Source organism: Cupriavidus sp. YR651, from assembly GCF_900101625.1.
Taxonomy (GTDB): Bacteria; Pseudomonadota; Gammaproteobacteria; order Burkholderiales; family Burkholderiaceae; genus Cupriavidus.
Genome location: NZ_FMYZ01000002.1, coordinates 1 through 14,999 on the forward strand (window position 1 = coordinate 1; position 14,999 = coordinate 14,999).

General features: G+C 66.3%; 14 protein-coding genes. 8 read left to right on the forward strand and 6 right to left on the reverse strand.

Annotated elements, in window-relative coordinates; all coding sequences use genetic code 11:
• The 5 genes from BLR29_RS06070 to BLR29_RS06090 all read right to left on the reverse strand — a co-directional run.
• The coding region (locus BLR29_RS06070; RefSeq protein WP_092133568.1) for a ferritin family protein at positions 1-806 on the reverse strand (806 nt) is incomplete at its 3' end.
• A gap of 257 nt (positions 807-1,063) precedes the next feature.
• The gene (locus BLR29_RS06075; RefSeq protein ID WP_176860909.1) at positions 1,064-2,251 is read right to left on the reverse strand and encodes a patatin-like phospholipase family protein; all 1,188 of its coding nucleotides are present in this window, start codon (positions 2,249-2,251) and stop codon (positions 1,064-1,066) included.
• 59 nt (positions 2,252-2,310) lie between these two features.
• Positions 2,311-3,273, reverse strand: a complete 963-nt coding sequence (locus tag BLR29_RS06080; protein WP_255371120.1) for a PhaM family polyhydroxyalkanoate granule multifunctional regulatory protein — start codon at positions 3,271-3,273, stop codon at positions 2,311-2,313.
• Positions 3,274-3,328: 55 nt separating this feature from the next.
• The gene (locus BLR29_RS06085; protein ID WP_092135504.1) at positions 3,329-4,189 is read right to left on the reverse strand and encodes an enoyl-CoA hydratase/isomerase family protein; all 861 of its coding nucleotides are present in this window, start codon (positions 4,187-4,189) and stop codon (positions 3,329-3,331) included.
• A 193-nt stretch (positions 4,190-4,382) separates the two neighbouring features.
• Positions 4,383-5,363 (reverse strand): fumarylacetoacetate hydrolase family protein, encoded by a 981-nt coding sequence (locus tag BLR29_RS06090; protein ID WP_092135505.1) that lies wholly within the window; start codon positions 5,361-5,363, stop codon positions 4,383-4,385.
• Positions 5,364-5,489: 126 nt separating this feature from the next.
• Here BLR29_RS06090 and BLR29_RS06095 point away from each other — a divergent pair, with 126 nt between their 5' ends.
• From BLR29_RS06095 to BLR29_RS06110, 4 genes are all read left to right on the forward strand, one after another.
• Positions 5,490-6,335, forward strand: coding sequence for an IclR family transcriptional regulator (locus BLR29_RS06095; RefSeq protein ID WP_092135507.1), 846 nt, complete (start codon positions 5,490-5,492; stop codon positions 6,333-6,335).
• Between the two features lie 88 nt (positions 6,336-6,423).
• A complete protein-coding gene (locus tag BLR29_RS06100; RefSeq protein WP_092136588.1) occupies positions 6,424-7,368 on the forward strand; it encodes a DUF3108 domain-containing protein in 945 nt (314 codons plus the stop codon).
• Positions 7,369-7,397: 29 nt separating this feature from the next.
• Positions 7,398-8,249, forward strand: coding sequence for a 3-oxoadipate enol-lactonase (gene pcaD, locus BLR29_RS06105; RefSeq protein ID WP_092135508.1), 852 nt, complete (start codon positions 7,398-7,400; stop codon positions 8,247-8,249).
• Between the two features lie 235 nt (positions 8,250-8,484).
• The gene (locus tag BLR29_RS06110) at positions 8,485-8,742 is read left to right on the forward strand and encodes a BTH_I0359 family protein (protein ID WP_092135510.1); all 258 of its coding nucleotides are present in this window, start codon (positions 8,485-8,487) and stop codon (positions 8,740-8,742) included.
• 219 nt (positions 8,743-8,961) lie between these two features.
• Here BLR29_RS06110 and BLR29_RS06115 read toward each other — a convergent pair whose 3' ends face one another.
• Positions 8,962-9,354 carry a rhodanese-like domain-containing protein gene (locus tag BLR29_RS06115; protein WP_092135511.1) on the reverse strand — a complete coding sequence of 131 codons (393 nt, stop codon included), beginning with the start codon at positions 9,352-9,354 and terminating at the stop codon, positions 8,962-8,964.
• Positions 9,355-9,548: 194 nt separating this feature from the next.
• On the opposite strand from BLR29_RS06115, the gene BLR29_RS06120 reads away from it, so the two are divergent.
• From BLR29_RS06120 to BLR29_RS06135, 4 genes are all read left to right on the forward strand, one after another.
• A complete protein-coding gene (locus BLR29_RS06120; protein ID WP_092135513.1) occupies positions 9,549-10,622 on the forward strand; it encodes a homocysteine S-methyltransferase family protein in 1,074 nt (357 codons plus the stop codon).
• 38 nt (positions 10,623-10,660) lie between these two features.
• The gene (metH, locus tag BLR29_RS06125) at positions 10,661-13,408 is read left to right on the forward strand and encodes a methionine synthase (RefSeq protein ID WP_092135514.1); all 2,748 of its coding nucleotides are present in this window, start codon (positions 10,661-10,663) and stop codon (positions 13,406-13,408) included.
• 288 nt (positions 13,409-13,696) lie between these two features.
• On the forward strand, positions 13,697-14,062 hold the full coding sequence (locus BLR29_RS06130) for a hypothetical protein (RefSeq protein WP_092135516.1): 366 nt from the start codon (positions 13,697-13,699) through the stop codon (positions 14,060-14,062).
• A gap of 288 nt (positions 14,063-14,350) precedes the next feature.
• A complete protein-coding gene (locus BLR29_RS06135; RefSeq protein ID WP_092135517.1) occupies positions 14,351-14,983 on the forward strand; it encodes a response regulator in 633 nt (210 codons plus the stop codon).
• Positions 14,984-14,999: the final 16 nt, after the last annotated feature.

The following is a 14,999-nucleotide window of genomic DNA, read 5'->3' on the forward strand; positions in this document are numbered from 1 at the left end:
CGGTAGCGGTTCAGGTCCTGGACCGTATCAAACGTGCGCTCGAACAGCAGCGACATGTTGTGCAGGATCCGTTCGATCACCTTCTTTTCCCAGCCTTCGTCAAAGCGGATCTGCTCGTCGAGCCAGTGCTCGAGCCAGTCCGGGTCCGGCAGGCGCGACTGCACCGTGTCGCGGGGGAACAACGCCTTGTTCACGTGCAGGTTGGTCGGGTGCAGCGGCTTTTCCGTGCGGCGGGCCGATGCCATCAGCACGCCGATTTTGGCAAACGCCGCGCGTGCCGAGTCGCCAAACTGGGCCAGGTACTTCTTCATGTAGCGCAGGTACGCGCCGCCGTGGCGGGCTTCGTCCTGGGACAGCGTGCGGTAGATGTGCTTGATCACCGGTTCCGAGTGCCATTCGGCGGCGCGGCGATACCAGTGGTTCAGGCGGATCTCGCCGCAGAAATGCAGCATCAGCGTTTCCAGCGGCGGGGCCGGGTCGAACTCGAAGCGCACGGCGTGCAGCTCCTCCTCGGTCGGCACCAGGTCGGGGCGGAAGCGGCGCAGGTACTCCATCAGCACCAGCGAGTGCTTCTGTTCCTCGAAGAACCAGATGCTCATGAACGCCGAAAAGTCGGAATCGTGGCGGTTGTCGCGCAGGAACATCTCCGTGGCCGGCAGGGCGGACCATTCGGTGATGGCATTCATGCGGATGGTTTTCGCCTGGTCATCGGTCAGCAGACTGGCGTCGAAGGAATCCCATGGGATGTCCTTGTCCATGTGCCAGCGGACCGATTCCAACGATTTGAACAGTTCGGGGTAGAGCATGGTAAGCCTTTGAAATTACGGGCGGATTCTACCAGATGGGAATTATTCTCGAATCTTTTCTCTAATCCCTTTTTAGCGCGGATGCGCGGGAATGCAACCGGCTAGCCCGGTTTTCGAGAAGTCTTCTTGACAGAATTGCCGGCCCCGGCCCCGAAAGTGGCGCAAGGACGGTGTCGGCACGGCCGACGTGCGTGAGGCGCCACCCGGCTCCGGGCTGGCTTCGCCAACGTCGTCACTACGTCCCCACTACATCCACTCTACGTCGCGACGACGTCCGGTGTGCCCGCTCGCGCCGGAGACGTGGTCTCGGGCACCACGCCGTACAGGAATGCGGCGATTTCGTCGGCCTGGGCTTCGGCGTCACGTTCGCCCAGCGCCAGCAGGGCTTGCGTGAAGGCGGGCTCGAACAGCAGGTAGCTGGCAAACGCGGCGCCGCGCGCCTCGGTGCCGCCCAGCGGCGCCAGGAATGCCCGCACGGTTCGCGGCAACCGGTGCAGGTGCCAGGCGGCAATGGCTTCGATCGGCTCGCTCGGGGCGATGGTCATCACCTCCACCGGCCGCCAGCCTTCGGCATCGCCGGCAATCTCGGGCATGCGCGCCAGCAGGCGGTTGATGTGCATCAGCCGTTCGATGTCGGCCTGCAGGCCGTCCAGGAAAATGCTCGCCAGCGCCTGCCCGCCCACCTGCGCCAGCGATGGGTAGCCGCCGGACGGCACGGTGTCGAACCAGCCGGGCCGCTGGCGCGATGCCGCCCCAATCGCCAGGATGCGCGACGCGCCGAGGTGGATGGCGGGCGAAAGCGGCGACATTTGCCGCATCGTGCCATCGCCGAACCATTCATGATGGCCTTCGATCTCCAGCGGCATCGACGGGAACAGGAACGGGATCGACGACGACGCCAGCAGGTGGTCCACGCCGATCTGCGCTTCCACTGCCAGCCGCTGGCTGCGCTGCCAGGGATGGATGCGGCGGTGCGACTGGTAGAACGTGACGTGCCGGCCCGTGCTGTATGACAGCGCGGTGACGGCGAACGCCTGCAGCACGCCGGCGTCGAGGCTGGCCTGCACGCGCTCCGGTTCGAACAGTTCGGTGAGAAAGCTGCCCAGCGGCGCATTGTCGAAGAGCGCACGCGGGGATGTACGAGTGACCCAGCCGAAGGCCAGCGACGACAGCCAGCGCGCGCCGGACAGGCCTACGCGCAGCACATCGGTCCGGTAGACATCGTCGGCGTGGATGCCATGCCAGAGGGCGGCAAGGCTGTCGGCGGCGGCCTGGAAGTCGGCGGCGCCCACCGCCAGGCCGGCGCCGTTGATCGCCCCGGCCGAGGTTCCCGCCACGATGCCGAACGGCAGTGGGCAGTGTCCCAGCCCGTGGCGAGCGGCAATGCGCGCGATGCCGGCCAGCACGCCCGCCTGGTAGGCCGCGCGTGCGCCGCCGCCCATCATGACCAGCGCCGTGCTCTGACGCTGCAGCGCACGGGCGGCCGGGTTGGCCTGGCCAGTACTCACTCGGACGTGTCCTCAGGGGTGTCCGGCCTAGTGGTTGTGGCCGGATTTGGCGAAGGCGCCTTCGCCGGAGTCTTCTTCACGGGCGCCTTCTTTGCGGTGGCTGTCTTTGCCGTGGCCTTCTTTGTTACGACCTTCTTTGCAGCGACCTTGCTGGCTTCGCTGTTCTTTGCTGCGGGCTTCTTTGTGGCCGCCTTCTTCGTCGCCGCCTTCTTTGCGGCCGGACGCTTGGCGGCCGGCTTGGGAGCGGTAGCGCCGTTGGCGGGTTTCGCACCTGCGTCGGTGCCCTCGGCACCCGGCGGCGTCGCGCCGAATCCCGCGAGGTTGCCGAACGGTGCGCCACTCGCCGCGGCTGCGGTGGCTCCGGCGGCGATCTGGGTGAACTGCTGTTGGAGCAGATCCCACCACAGTGACGCGTTGGGTGGCAACTGGGCGGCGCCGGCCGACGATTCCGGGGACGCTTCGTCGCCGGACGCACTCGCGGATGAACTCGCCTCGGCGGCGCCCGTATCCGGCGGCGCGTCGAAATCGTCCTCATCCTCCTCGGCGTTGGCCGCATCGGCCTCTTCCTCGGAGATGGTTTCGGCCTGGGGCCCGGTCGGGGCCGGCTGATGGAAATGCGGCGGCGTGGCGCTTGGCGCGTTCGCCGCGCGTGCCACGTTTTCCATCGCGCTCTGCATGGCCTCGGGCGACAGGGCGTTGCCGAACGTCTGCAGCGCCACCAGCGTGGCACGCTGGACTTCGAGGCCCTGGATGGTCGTGCGCAGCAGGCTGGCGTTCAGTTGCAGCCAGCCTTCCACTGCCTTGAGGTCATGAATGCGCTTGTCGACCTCGTCGAGGTCCATGGGGGGCGTCATCGCGCCCAGGCCCGGCATCAGGCCGCTAGGCATGCCGCTGCCGGAGGCCCAGAGCTTGCGCAGGAACTCGAAGCCGTTGGTGAAATCGGGGATCTGTCCGAACATGGTCGCGCAACTCCGTCTGACTTGGCGGCCCGTGACTGCAAGTCCGGCCGGCCGGTTACTGGAATTCGGGCGGCCGCTTCTGGCGCAGGCTCGCCATGCCTTCGTGCACGTCGGGGCCGGCAAAGCCCATGAATTCGAGCGCCAGCGAGGTATCGAACGCGGGACCGGCCATGCGCAGCCAGTTGTTGAGCGCGTACTTGGTCCAGCGGATGGCGGTCTGAGATCCCGCCGCAAGCCGGTTGGCCACCTCGAAGGCCTTGGCCACCAACTCGTCTTCCTCCACCGCCAGCGACACCAGGCCGATCCGCTCGGCTTCCTCGCCGCTGACCGACTCGCACAGCATCAGATAGTACTTGGCCTTGGCCATTCCGCACAGCAGCGGCCACACGATGGCGGCATGATCGCCCGCCGCCACGCCCAGCCGCGTGTGGCCGTCGACGATGCGCGCCGTCTTCGATGCGATCGAGATGTCGGCCAGCAGGCCGGCCACCAGGCCAGCGCCGACCGCTGGCCCGTGCATGGCGGAGACGATGGGTTTGTCGCAGTTGATGACGTTGTAGACCAGGTCGCGCGCCTCATGCCAGACCCGGGTACGGGTGGCGAAGTCGTTGGCCATGTCCTCGACCAGCGCCAGGTCGCCGCCGGCGGAAAATCCCTTGCCTTCGCCGCGGATGATGGCGACGCGGACGTCCGGATCGGCGGAAATGTCGCGCCAGATCTCGGCCAGCTCGCGATGCATGCTGGCATCGGCGGTGGCCAGTTTCTGGTTGGCGGACTGTGCGGCGCCCATGACGACTTCAAGCACGGGTCCGTGCCGGCGCAGGGTCAGCGCACGATAGCGGGCGAGGCGGGGGGAGAGTGCGTTGGCGTCGGCGCCGGAGTTGGCGGCGGTGTCCGGCTGGCTGGGGGTGGTCATGGCGGCTTTCCGTTGCGGCGTCCGCGGACGCCTGGGTACGACAGGATGCGAGCCGCCCGGTGCGGGCCTGAAGATCGGGGATGCGTCTATTTCCCGACCGCGCGGTCGGGCAATTATAGGCGCAATCCCCGGGCCGGCGGACAGGCGGGTTTCCCCCGGTGCGCCCCGGCAAGGTCCCGGTGTTTGCCGACGGTCAGCGCGCCGCCACCACCTGGTCGATCGCGCCAAAAATGGATTGACCCTGGGCGTCGAGCATCTCGATCCGCACGGCATCGCCGTACTTCATGAACTCGGTGACCGGCTTGCCGCCGTCGATCGTCTCCAGCATGCGCTTCTCGGCGATGCAGCAGTAGCCCTTGCTGCGATCGACGTTGGAAATCGTGCCCGAGCCGACGATGCTCCCCGCGCGCACGTTGCGCGTCTTGCAGATGTGGGCGATCAGCTGGCCGAAGTCGAACACCATGTCCGTGCCGCAGTCGGGCGCGCCGACCTTTTTGCTGTTCCAGTGCACGGTCAGCGGGCGGTGGACCTTGCGCTCGCGCCAGGCGTCGCCAAGCTCGTCGGGCGTGACCGCCACGGGAGAGAACGCCGTGGCCGGCTTGCTCTGGAAGAAGCCGAAGCCCTTGCCCAGCTCGGCCGGGATCAGGTTGCGCAGCGAGACATCGTTGGCCAGCATCACCAGGCGGATGCTATCGGCGGCCTGCGCGGGCGTGGCGCCCATGCGCACGTCGCCGGTAATGACGGCCACCTCGGCCTCGAAGTCGATGCCGAAGGCCTCGTTGGCGCAGACAATGTCGTCCTGCGGGCCGATGAAGTCGTCGGAGCCACCCTGGTACATCAGGGGATCGGTCCAGAATTCGGGCGGCATCTCGGCGCCGCGAGCCTTGCGCACCAGTTCCACGTGATTCACGTAGGCGGAGCCGTCGGCCCACTGGTACGCGCGTGGCAGCGGCGCCATGCAGTCCTTCGCCTGGAACGGGAACGGATGGCGGGCGCGGCCGGCGTTCAGCGCGTCAAAGAGGTCCTGCAGCTGCGGGGCGTAGAAGTTCCAGTCATCCAGCGCGGTCTGCAGCTTGCCGGCGATATCGGTGGCAAAGTGCGCGGTCTTCAGATCGCGGGACACGACGACGAGCTGGCCGTCGCGCGAGCCGTCCTTCAGGGTTGCGAGTTTCATGCGGGTATCGGGCAGTGGCGATATGCGATGGGGCGGTAGTCTACCGGACCTGCCATCGCGGCAACCGGCGCCCGTATAGAATGGCCGGCAATACCTCCCCCTTCACTTCCACCTTTTCACGCCCGCATGACCGCAGCCGAAGACGACGATTCCAGGGACGACGACGCGAAGCGCTCGGGCATCCAGTCCATCGAGGTCGGATTCCGGCTGCTGCAGGCACTGGCCGCGTCGCCGCGCGCGATGATGCTGCGCGACCTGGCCGCCGCCGCGGACATGAACCCGGCCAAGGCGCACCGCTACCTGGTGAGCTTCCAGCGGCTGGGCGCCGTCACGCAGGACGCGGTGAGCGGCCGCTATGACCTCGGCCCGTTCGCGCTGCAGCTCGGGCTGGCCGGGCTGAACCGGCTGGATCCCGTGCGCCGCGCGCGCCCCATTCTGTCGCAACTGCGCGACGAGATCGACCAGACCGCCGGCATTGCCGTGTGGGGCAATCACGGGCCCACCATCGTCCATTGGGAGGAGTCGAGCCATCCGGTCAGCGTGAGCCTGCGCCTCGGCGATGTCATGCCGATGCTGAATTCGGCGACTGGGCGCCTGTATGGCGCGTACCTGTCGCGCCGGCAGACGCTGCCGCTGATCGAGCGCGAACTGGCCACGCGCGGAGACGTGCCGCTGCCGGACATGCCCGCGTCGCTGGCGGAATACGACGCGATCTGCGCCGACGTGCGCGCCCAGGGCGCGGCACGCACGCGCGGTGGCGTGCTGCCCGGCATCAATGCGATCTCCACGCCGGTGTTCGACGCCAACGGTCATTTGTCGATGGCGCTCATTGTGCTCGGTGCACAAAGCGTATTCGATGCAGAATGGGATGGTTTGGTGAACCGCCGCGTGCGGGACATCGCCCGACAGATTTCTTCGGAGCTTGGTTACCTTGGCGGCAGCCAGCCGGCCGGACAAGACGGTCACCCCTGATATCAAGAAGCAGCGGCGGCGGCGCTGGCTTGCCGTCGCCGCCATTGTCGTCATCTTGCACGCGCTGGCGCTGCTGGGACTGGTGCACATGCCGATGTGGCCCGGATTGCCGGATACCAGGCTGCCGCCGACGATAGACGCGATCCTGCTCCCGCCGCCGGCACCGCCCACGCCCCCCGCGCCGCCGCGCCAGCCGCGGCCGCGTGCCACGCCGCAGACCCAGCCGGGCACCCCCACGCCCGATGAGCCGACGTCGCAGGCATCGGCGCCCGACCTGGCGACTTCGTCCGGAGGCGCCACCACCGCCACAACGGGCCCGGGGGGCGAAGGCGCCGCTGCAGCGCCGGGCGCGTCCGCCGGCGCACCGGCCGCCGAACCGGGCCCCCCCGCGCCGCAGTACACGGCGCCGCCTTCCGCCACGATGCACTACGCCAGCTACGTCAACGGCGTGCAAAACCCCGATGGCCTGATCCGCTGGGAACAGGACGGCAAGCGCTATCACCTGGCTGTGGAAACGCGGGTGCTGTGGTTCCGTTTCGTATTCCAGAGCAGTGGCGAGATGGGCGAGCGCGGACTCGTGCCAGGGCGCTACGAGGAAGCCCGCCGCAGCAAGGTGGAGGTTGCGCGGTTTGATCCGGCGGCTGGCGTTGTCGCGTTCGAGACGCGTGGCAACCAGGTGCCGATGCCGGCGAACTTCCAGGACCGCTTCAGCGTTTTCCTGCAACTGGTGGGCTGGGTGCGGGCCGACCCGCAACGCTACGCCACGCCGGGCGTGACCGAGACCTTCAACGTGGCCGATACGCGAGATGTCGAGGCCATGCAGGTTCAGTACGTGGGCGAGGACACCATCGACACCGGCAGCGGCATGGTGCGCGCAAAGCACTTCGTGCGGCTGCCACGCCACCCGGGTGACAAACGGCGCGTGGAAATCTGGCTGGCGCAGTCGCTCGGGTGGATGCCGGCGCGCTTGCGTCAGACGGAGCCTGATGGCACGCAGATCGATCTCGTCTATCGTAGTAGTGAAGGGCGTTGATCGTCGACGCCGTGTCAGGAGACTGCCACATGTCTGTCACAACGGCGCCGTCGATTGCTTCGCAGACCCGCCGCGTGCGTGCCGGCGACGTCAATCTGCAAGTGCGGATCGACGGCAATGACGGCCCGTGGGTGATCCTGGCGCATGCGCTGGGCGCGAACCTGAGCCTGTGGGACGACACCGCGCGCCATCTTGCGGGCCGCTATCGTGTGATGCGTTACGACCTGCGCGGTCATGGCGGCAGTGATGCGCCGGTCGGGCCCTATACGATGCCGCGCCTGGCTGACGACGTAGCGGCGCTGATGGACGCGCAGGAGATCGGGCAGGCGCACTTCTGTGGCGTGTCGGTTGGCGGAATGATCGGACAGACGCTGGGGGTGCGGCATGCGGAGCGGTTGTTGTCGCTGACGCTGGTGGACACCATCCACCACACGCCGATGGAGGCCCATCCGATGTGGGCCAACCGGATCGGCCAGGCGGAGGCGCATGGCATGGCGGGGATGACCGACGCGACGCTCGAACGATGGCTGACCGCTCCGTTTCGTCGCGCGCATCCCGGCGTGGTCGAGGGCATTCGCAAGATGCTGCTGACCACACCGGTGCATGGCTACGTCGGCGTGGCGCAGGCGATCGTGGCCTTTGACCTGGCGGAGGCGATTGGCCGCATCCACTGTCCGACGCTGGTGGTGGCGGGGGCGAATGACGAAGGCGCGCCCGTCGCGATGGCCCGGTCCATCGCGGAAAAGATTCACGGTGCCAGGCTGGAGGTGTTGCCCGACGCGGCCCACCTGGCGTTTATCGAGCAACCGGAACGCTTTCATGCGGTCTTCGATGCGTTCCTGGGCAATGCCGCGTGCGGCGGGCAGTGTGATATTCCGTAACGCCGTTGAGAAGATCGCAACACAGTAATGCACGGCGCTCAAGAAACTTGCGGAACGCGCCGATGCCCAATAAAGGAGGGCAATGCTACGAAGGTTCGTCCGGCAGTAAGAACTTGAATTACGGGCGACTACCCTCAGCTTGGAGGTGAAATCGCGTCAGTCCCCGAGGCCTTGGGCCGGAAGCGCGCCGCAATTGCGCGGGACTGTCGCCAACTAAACGCCAGGAGGTAGTGCGATGCAAATGATCTACAACAGCGACAATTACTGCATTGTCGAGTTTGGAGCAGATGTCGAGCATGCGCCCCTTGCCTCGGGCGGCTACGAAATCGTCGACAAGAACCTGAAACGCGAAATTTTCCTCGGTGGCCAATTGGCCGAGACCTTCCGCGCCGACGTGACGCGTCTGATTGAGAGCGAGCCATCCGTGGAGGAGGTGGATGAATTTCTCGGCAAGTTCGATATCGTGATGAACAACCCGCTAGTCATGCACTAGGAGGTCGCTTCAAAAAGATCCTGGCGTCGTTGCGCGGCCTTGCCGTACCACTTGTACTGTCTGCGGCCGCGCGCCTAGCCAGGACCGCTTCGCTTCATTTTGAAGCAACCTCCAGGCGGCGCACATCGCGCCTCATAGATCAAATGCCCGCAGGTCGCGGGCATTTTTGCTTCTGGCGGCCACATTCGGCGCTGCGCTCCCGGCCTTCTTCCGATGCGATCAGTACTGCTCCCACGGCAGCCCGTCATGGCGCCAGCCGTTGAGCGTATTGCGATGCCGCTGTGGGTCGAGATCGCCCTCGAACCCGTGCATCACGTAGTAGACCGTGGTGAAGCCGGCGCCCTCCAGCGCCCGCGCGGCTGCCGACGAGCGGTTGCCGCTGCGACAGATCAGCAGCACCGGGCGCGCCGATGCATGCCCGGCCAGCTTCTTCACCGCCTGCACAAAGTGCGGATTGACCTCCCAGTCCGGGCCGTCATTCCAGGGCACGTTGTGCGCACCCTTGGGGTGGCCGACGAACAGGTATTCCATCTCGCTACGGCAATCGATGAATAGCGCGTCCGGGGCATTGTCGAGCAGGGCAAGGGCGTCGGCGGGGATCAGATGTTGCATCGGGTGGATCATGTACCGGTGAGCGGGGCGGAGGAATGGTGGCGAATGCGTCTCCCAGTGTAGGCTTGCGGGCCGGCCGCTGGCAACCGCGAAAAAGGGCCCCAACGCATGCCCTTATCGGCCGCAATGCCTTGATCTACCTGATAAAATCCCGCTCTTACCTAAAATCCGCAGTCTTTCGCCTGAGCCCCATCATGAGCGCCGCCAACTCCACCCCCGCACGCCCCTATACCCGGGCCGCCAACCTGCCCCGGCTGCTGCGCGACCGCATCCTGATCCTGGATGGCGCCATGGGGACCATGATCCAGCGCTACAAGCTGACCGAGGCGGACTATCGCGGTACGCGTTTCGCCGACCACATCATCGACGTGAAGGGCAACAACGAGCTGCTGCTGCTCACGCGTCCGCAAGTCATCAGCGAGATCCACGAGCAATACCTGGCCGCCGGCGCCGACCTGATCGAAACCAACACGTTCGGGGCGACGGGCGTCGCGCAGGAAGACTACAAGCTGGCCGGGCTGGCGTACGAGATGAACGTCGAGGCTGCCCGCCTGGCGCGCGCCGCCTGCGACAAGTACAGCACGCCCGAGAAGCCGCGCTTCGTGGCCGGCGCGTTCGGCCCCACGCCCAAGACCGCCAGCATCAGCCCGGACGTCAACGATCCCGGCGCACGCAATGTCTCGTTCGAGGAGCTGCGCGCCTCGTACTACGAGCAAGGCAAGGGACTGCTCGACGGGGGCGCCGACGTGTTCCTGGTCGAGACGATCTTCGACACGCTCAATGCCAAGGCCGCGTTGTTCGCGATCGACCAGTTGTTCGAGGATACCGGCGAGCGCCTGCCCGTGATGATCTCCGGCACCGTGACCGACGCGTCGGGCCGCATCCTCTCCGGGCAAACCGTGGAAGCGTTCTGGAACAGCCTGCGTCACGCCAGGCCGATCACGTTCGGCCTGAACTGCGCGCTCGGTGCCACGCTGATGCGTCCGTACATCGCCGAACTGGCCAAGGTATGCGACGCCGCCGTGTCGTGCTACCCGAATGCCGGCCTGCCCAACCCGATGAGCGACACGGGCTTCGATGAAACACCGGAGGTGACGTCCTCGCTCGTCGAGGAATTCGCTGCGTCCGGCCTGGTGAACCTGGTGGGCGGCTGCTGCGGCACTACGCCGGAGCACATCGCCGCCATCGCGAAGCGGGTCGCCGACAAGGCACCGCGCGCCTGGCCCGGCCAGTACCGCGAAGACGACGCCCAGCGCCACGCCGCCTGATCCATCGAGCGCCCCCAGCCCCCAAGACAAGAATTCCCATGAGCCAGCAAAACCTCCCCCCGCGTCCGATGCGCCTGTCCGGCCTGGAACCCTTCACCATCGATGACGACACGCTGTTCGTCAACGTGGGCGAGCGGACCAACGTCACCGGCTCCAAGGCCTTCGCGCGCATGATCCTGAACAGCCAGTTCGACGAGGCGCTGGCGGTGGCCCGCCAGCAGGTGGAGAACGGCGCCCAGATCATCGACATCAACATGGACGAGGCGATGCTGGACTCCAAGGCCGCGATGGTTCGCTTCCTGAACCTGATCGCGTCCGAGCCGGACATCGCGCGCGTGCCGATCATGATCGACTCGTCCAAGTGGGAAGTCATCGAGGCCGGCCTGCAGTGCGTGCAAGGCAAGCCCGTGGTGAACTCGATCTCGCTCAAGGAGGGCGAGGAGCAATTCCGCCATCACGCCGAACTGATCCGCCGCTATGGCGCCGCGAGCGTGGTGATGGCTTTCGACGAGAAGGGCCAGGCCGATACCTTCGCGCGCAAGACCGAGATCTGCAAGCGCAGCTACGACTTCCTGGTGAACGAGGTCGGCTTCCCGCCCGAGGACATCATCTTCGACCCGAACATCTTCGCGGTGGCCACCGGGATCGAGGAGCACAACAACTACGCGGTGGACTTCATCAACGCCACGCGCTGGATCAAGGAGAACCTGCCATACGCCAAGGTGAGCGGCGGCGTCTCCAACGTGTCGTTCTCGTTCCGCGGCAACGACATGGTGCGCGAGGCCATCCACACCGTGTTCCTGTACCACGCCATCGAAGCCGGCATGGACATGGGCATCGTCAATGCCGGCCAGCTCGGCGTGTACGACCAGCTCGACCCCGAGCTGCGCGAGCGGGTGGAAGACGTGGTGCTGAACCGCCGCGACGACGCCACGGACCGCCTGCTGGAGATTGCCGACCGCTTCAAGGGCGGCGCCGCGAAGAAGGAAGAAAACCTGGCCTGGCGCGGCACACCCGAGCAGCCCGTGACGGTCGGGGCGCGGCTCGCGCACGCGCTGGTGCATGGCATCACCACGTTCATCGTCGAGGACACCGAGGAAGCGCGCCAGGAGATCGCCGCGCGCGGCGGCCGTCCGATCGAAGTGATCGAAGGCCCGCTGATGGATGGCATGAATGTCGTGGGCGACCTGTTCGGCGCGGGCAAGATGTTCCTGCCGCAGGTGGTGAAGAGCGCGCGGGTGATGAAGCAGGCCGTGGCGCACCTGCTGCCGTTCATCGAGGAAGAGAAGCGCCTGCTGGCCGAAGCCGGCGGCGACGTCAGGGCGCGCGGCAAGATCGTGATCGCCACGGTAAAGGGCGATGTGCACGACATCGGCAAGAACATCGTGTCGGTGGTGCTCCAGTGCAACAACTTCGAAGTGGTCAACATGGGCGTGATGGTCCCGTGCAACGAGATCCTGGCGCGCGCCAAGGTCGAGGGCGCGGACATCGTCGGCCTGTCCGGGCTGATCACGCCGTCGCTCGAGGAAATGGCCTACGTGGCATCCGAGATGCAGCGTGACGACTACTTCCGCATCAAGAAGATTCCGCTGCTGATCGGCGGCGCGACCACGTCGCGCGTGCACACGGCCGTGAAGATCGCCCCGAACTATGAAGGCCCGGTGGTGTACGTGCCGGACGCTTCGCGATCGGTCAGCGTGGCATCGAGCCTGCTGTCCGACGAAGGCGCGGCCCGCTACCTGGACGAGCTCAAGACGGACTACGACCGCATCCGCACGCAGCACGCCAGCAAGAAGGCCACGCCGATGGTGACGCTGGCGCAGGCCCGCGCCAACAAGACGCCGTTCGACTGGAGCACGTACGTGCCGCCGAAGCCCAAGTTCATCGGCCGGCGCGTGTTCCGCAACTACGATCTTTCCGAGCTGGCCAACTACATCGACTGGGGCCCGTTCTTCCAGACGTGGGATCTGGCCGGCAAATTCCCGGACATCCTCAATGATGAGATCGTCGGCGAGTCCGCCCGCCGGGTCTTCTCGGATGGCAAGAGCATGCTGGCCCGCCTGATCCAGGGCCGCTGGCTGTCCGCCAACGGGGTGATGGCACTGCTGCCGGCCAACACCGTCAACGACGACGACATCGAGATCTACACCGACGAATCGCGCAGCCAAGTCGCGCTGACGTGGCACAACCTGCGCCAGCAGAGCGAGCGCCCCGTGGTCGATGGCGTGCGTCGTCCCAACCGCTGCCTGGCCGACTTCATCGCGCCGAAGTCGAGTGGCGTGGCCGACTACATCGGCCTGTTCGCGGTGACGGCCGGCATCGGCGTGGACAAGAAGGAGGCGCAGTTCGAAGCGGATCACGATGACTACAGCGCGATCATGCTCAAGTCGCTGGCCGACCGTCTGGCGGAAGCGTTCGCCGAATGCCTGCACGCGCGCGTGCGGACGGACCTGTGGGGCTACGCCGCCGGCGAGTCCCTGAGCAACGACGAGCTGATCGCCGAGGACTACCGTGGCGTCCGCCCGGCGCCCGGTTATCCGGCTTGCCCCGAGCATACGGTCAAGGCGCCGATGTTCGAGTATCTCGATGCCACCGAGATCGGCATGGGCATCACCGACGGACTGGCGATGACGCCGGCCGCTTCGGTCAGCGGCTTCTACCTGTCGCATCCCGATGCCACGTACTTCAGCGTGGGCAAGATCGGCCAGGACCAGCTGGAAGACATGGTGGCCCGTCGCGGCGAAGATCGCGCGACGATGGAGCGGGCGCTCGCACCGAACCTGTAACGATGTGCAATGGCCGGCGCGCTGCTTGCGGGCAGTGGTCCGGCCGCTGCGGCGGGTGCCACGGCCGTTGATGCGTAAGGGAATTCGCGCGGCCACGCGGGCAGCGATGAGCCACATCGCACCCCGATGACAGGTGCACGGCGCACTCACTACTGCTTACAGGGCATTACAAGTGCTCACAGACCGGGTAGCAGGGACTCCATAGACTGAGCCTCAGTTCACGTGACACCGCGTGAATGCCGCGGCGAATGTTTCGCCGCGGAGCATTCCAGAAAAGGAGTCTCTTCCATGAACAAACTGCTGATCTCCCTGTCCGCCCTGTCGATCGCCGCCGCTTCCTCGCTTGCGATGGCGCAAGGAACTGGCGCGACCGCCGGCACGCAAGCCGGCGTGGGCGCCGCCGTGACCGCGCCGGGTGCGCAGTCCGGTGTCAACGCAGGGGTCAACACGTCGGGCGGGCTGAGCACCCAGGGTGCCGCCGCCACGCCGTCCGCCGCGGACGCCAAGGCCGATGCCGGCGCCCAGGCCGACAGCAAGGCGAAGAGCAAGCACAGCAGCCATGCCAAGGCCAAGTCGAAGAAGGGCGATGCCAAGGACGGCGTGACGCCGCTCGGCGCCAGCGGCGGCGCGGATGCCGGTGCCAAGATCCAGTAACGATTCCATCGTTCCGATCGACGGCCCCCTCCAGGCCGCCTCGACAAACCGGGAAACGGGCGCTTCGGCGCCCGTTTTTTCATGCCGCCGCCGACGTGGCGCAATGCAGCAATGCGCAGCGTCCCGCTCCGCGCCGATGGCCGCCTGCAAGCCGCATCCGACTGTCGCCGTGGCGCGTCATGTCAGCGCGACACCGACATATTTGGCGCGAGGGCGGCACTACAATGCAGGAAACCGGCCCGGACCGTGCAGCGACATGCGGGCCGCACCCTCACCGTGGAGACACCGATGATCCGCGTCTTGATCGCCGACGATCATGAGATCGTTCGCGCCGGTCTGCGCCAGTTCATTTCAGAGGAACCCGACATCAAGGTGACGGGCGAAGCCGCCAGTGGCGACGAAGTGATGGCGCAGTTGCGCGACAGCGAGTTCGATGTCCTCGTGCTCGATATTTCCATGCCGGACCGCAATGGCATCGATGTGCTCAAGCTCATCCGGCAGCGCTTGCCCAATCTGCCGGTGCTGATCCTCTCGACCTATCCGGAAGACCAGTACGCGATCAACCTGATCCGTGCAGGCGCGTCCGGCTATCTGACCAAGGAGTCCGCGCCGGAGGACCTCGTCAAGGCGATCCGCACCGTGGCCCAGGGCCGTCGCTACGTCAGCCCCACGGTGGCGGACCTGCTGATCGGCGGTCTGGACAAGCCGACCGAGCAACCGGTGCACCAGACGCTTTCCGAACGCGAGTTCCAGATCTTCTGCAAGCTGTCGCGCGGCCAGTCGGTATCGGTGATCGCGGACGAGCTTTTCCTGAGCGTGAAGACCGTGAGCACCTATCGCTCGAGGATCCTGGAGAAAATGGGCATGAAGACCAACGCCGACCTGACCTACTACGCTATCAAGAATGGCCTGGTCGAATAGGAATGGTCTGACTCCC